The sequence below is a fragment of the Acidiphilium sp. PM genome (assembly GCF_000219295.1).
In the GTDB taxonomy this organism is placed as follows: Bacteria; Pseudomonadota; Alphaproteobacteria; order Acetobacterales; family Acetobacteraceae; genus Acidiphilium; species Acidiphilium multivorum.
This window is the reverse complement of record NZ_AFPR01000061.1, coordinates 1-2,455: the sequence shown is the minus strand read 5'-3', so window position 1 is coordinate 2,455 and position 2,455 is coordinate 1. Positions and strand designations below refer to the sequence as shown.

At 72.1% G+C, this 2,455-nt stretch carries 3 protein-coding genes and 1 pseudogene; all 4 read left to right on the top strand.

The window, feature by feature from the left end; translation table 11 throughout:
* Positions 1 to 329 (top strand): ATP-binding cassette domain-containing protein (locus APM_RS02120; protein ID WP_007421709.1); only part of this gene is annotated, 329 nt, incomplete at its 5' end.
* Positions 326 to 1,447, top strand: coding sequence for an alpha-D-ribose 1-methylphosphonate 5-triphosphate diphosphatase (locus APM_RS02115; protein ID WP_007421710.1), 1,122 nt, complete (start codon positions 326 to 328; stop codon positions 1,445 to 1,447). The genes APM_RS02120 and APM_RS02115, both read left to right, overlap by 4 nt.
* Positions 1,440 to 2,105 (top strand): DUF1045 domain-containing protein, encoded by a 666-nt coding sequence (locus APM_RS02110; RefSeq protein ID WP_007421708.1) that lies wholly within the window; start codon positions 1,440 to 1,442, stop codon positions 2,103 to 2,105. The genes APM_RS02115 and APM_RS02110 overlap by 8 nt, the downstream gene beginning before the upstream one ends.
* Positions 2,106 to 2,116: 11 nt before the next feature.
* Positions 2,117 to 2,455, top strand: a pseudogene (locus APM_RS02105) (phosphonate metabolism protein/1,5-bisphosphokinase (PRPP-forming) PhnN); the annotation flags it as partial.

Below are 2,455 nucleotides of genomic sequence, written 5' to 3'. Positions count from 1 at the left end.
CCGCGGAGGCCGCCGCCGCGCGGGCGGGGGCGATGCTGGACCGGCTCGGCATTCCAACCCCCCTGCATGCCCTGCCGCCGGTGACCTTCTCGGGCGGCGAGCAGCAGCGCGTGAACCTCGCCCGCGCCTTCGCCTGCGAGTGGCCGATCCTCCTCCTCGACGAGCCGACCGCCTCGCTCGATGCCGCCAACCGGGACATCGTGATCGGGCTGATGCGCGAGGCGAAGGCTCGCGGCGCGGCCCTGCTCGGGATATTCCACGACCGGCACGTCCGCGACGCCGTGGCGGACGAAACGCTGTCGCTCGAACCCCTGAAGGAAAGCGCATGACGACGTTCACCAATGCAAGGCTCGTGCTGCCCGACCAAATCCGCGACGGCAGCCTGTCCGTCGCGCAGGGCCGGATCGCGGCGTTCGGCGGCTCCGGCGCGGATGTCGACCTCGAGGGCGATTACCTGATTCCGGGCATCATCGACCTGCACACCGACAATCTGGAACGGCAGACCCAGCCGCGCAACAACGCGCGCTGGCCGTCGCGGTCCGCCCTGCTGACGCATGACGCGCAATGCGCTGCGGCCGGCATCACGACGGTGTTCGACGCCCTCTGCCTCGGCGATATCGGCTTCGGCAAGGCCCGCAACCAGACCTTCGAGGACGCCTTTGTCGACCTGCGCGCCCTGTTGCCGCTCGGCGCCCTGAAGAGCGAGCACTTCCTGCATCTGCGCTGCGAACTCCCCGCGCCCGAAATGCCCGGCATGCTGGCCCGCGCCATCGACGACGATCGCGTGCGGCTGATCTCGCTGATGGATCACAGCCCCGGTTTGAGCGGGCAGTATGCGGATGTCGAGCGTTACCGGCAGATGCGGCGCGACGAGGGCGTCGCCGAGGGCGAGCTCGACACCATCATCGCCGAGTTGCAGGACAATCATCACGCCTATCACGGCCCGAACCGCGCCTTCGTGATCGCCGAGGCGCGGCAGCGGGGCATTCCGCTCGCCTCCCACGACGATCACACCGAGGCCGATGTGGCGCGCAACGCGCAGGAAGGGATCGGGATCGCCGAATTTCCCGTCTCGCTCGCCGCCGCGCGGGCCGCCCGCGCGCGCGGCATGCGCAGCATCGCCGGCGCGCCGAACATCGTGCGCGGCGGGTCGCATTCCGGCAATGTCGCGGTGCTCGACCTGGTCCGCGAGGGCCTGCTCGATGCCCTGGCCTCGGACTACGTGCCGGCGTCCATGCTGGAAGCGGTGTTCTGCCTCGCCGCGCGCGAGATCCTGCCGCTGCCCGCCGCGATCGGGCTGGTCACCGCGGGGGCCGCGGACATCGCCGGGCTCGACGATCGCGGCCGGCTCGCCGTCGGACTGCGGGCCGATCTCGTGCAGGTGCGGGTCTACGAGGGTCTGCCCGTGGTCCGGTCCGTCTGGCGGGAGGGCGTGCGCATTGCCTGAACCCCACCGCGCCGCCGTCTACTACGTTCCCGAACCGGATGATCCGCTCTGGTCGCGGGGCTGCGCCTGGCTCGGCCGCGATCCGCTGAGCGGAGAGCGCCTGCCCCAGCCGCCGGTCGCCGGACTCGAGGGCATGACGGAGTCGCCACGGCGCTACGGCTTCCACGCGACGCTGAAGCCGCCGATGGCGCTGCGGCACGGGCTCGACGCCTTCATCGCCGATGCGGCGGCGCTGGCCGCGCGGATGCGGCCCTTCGACCTGCCGCCCCTCGACATCGCCAACCTGCACGGCTTCCTCGCCCTGTGCCTCGCCGGGGCGTGCCCGCCGATGCGCGACCTCGCCGATGCCTGCGTCGCCGAACTCGATCACCACCGCGTGCCGGAGGACGCGGCGGCGCGGGCGCGGCGCGCCGAAGGCCGCCCCGCCGCCGAGCGCGCGAATATCGAGCGCTGGGGCTATCCGCTGGTGTTCGGCGCGTTCCGCTTTCACATGACCCTGACCGACCGGATCGCGGACAATCCGCTCGTCCCCGCCGCCGCGGCGCATTTCGCCGATACCCTGGCGGCGGCGCGCCGCGTCACCGGCATCGCCGTCTTCGTGGAAGACAGCGCGGGGGCGCCATTCCGCCTGGCCCGCCGCCTGCGCTTCGGCGCCTGATGCCGCGCCTGATGCCGCGATCGGGCCGCCTCGTGCTGGTCGTCGGCCCGTCCGGCGCGGGCAAGGACACGGTGCTGCGCGAGGCCAGGCGCCGCCTCGGGCATGCGCCGGACATCGTGTTCCCCCGGCGCGTCATCACCCGGCCGCCCGATCCGGCGGAGGATCACGAACCGGTCTCCGACGATGAGTTCCAGCGCCGCGCCTTCGCCCTCTCCTGGTCGGCGCATGGCCTGAGCTACGGCATTCCGGCAAGCATCGTCGGCGATCTCGACGCCGGGCGGATCGTCGTGGTCAACGTCTCCCGCGCGATCGTGGCCGATGCGCGGCGCCGCTTTCCCTGTTTCGTCGTC

What these genes read in the sequence shown, in the direction of transcription:
- APM_RS02115 (WP_007421710.1), top strand. Translation starts at nt 326, where the DNA reads ATGACGACGTTCACCAATGCAAGGCTCGTGCTGCCCGACCAAATCCGC.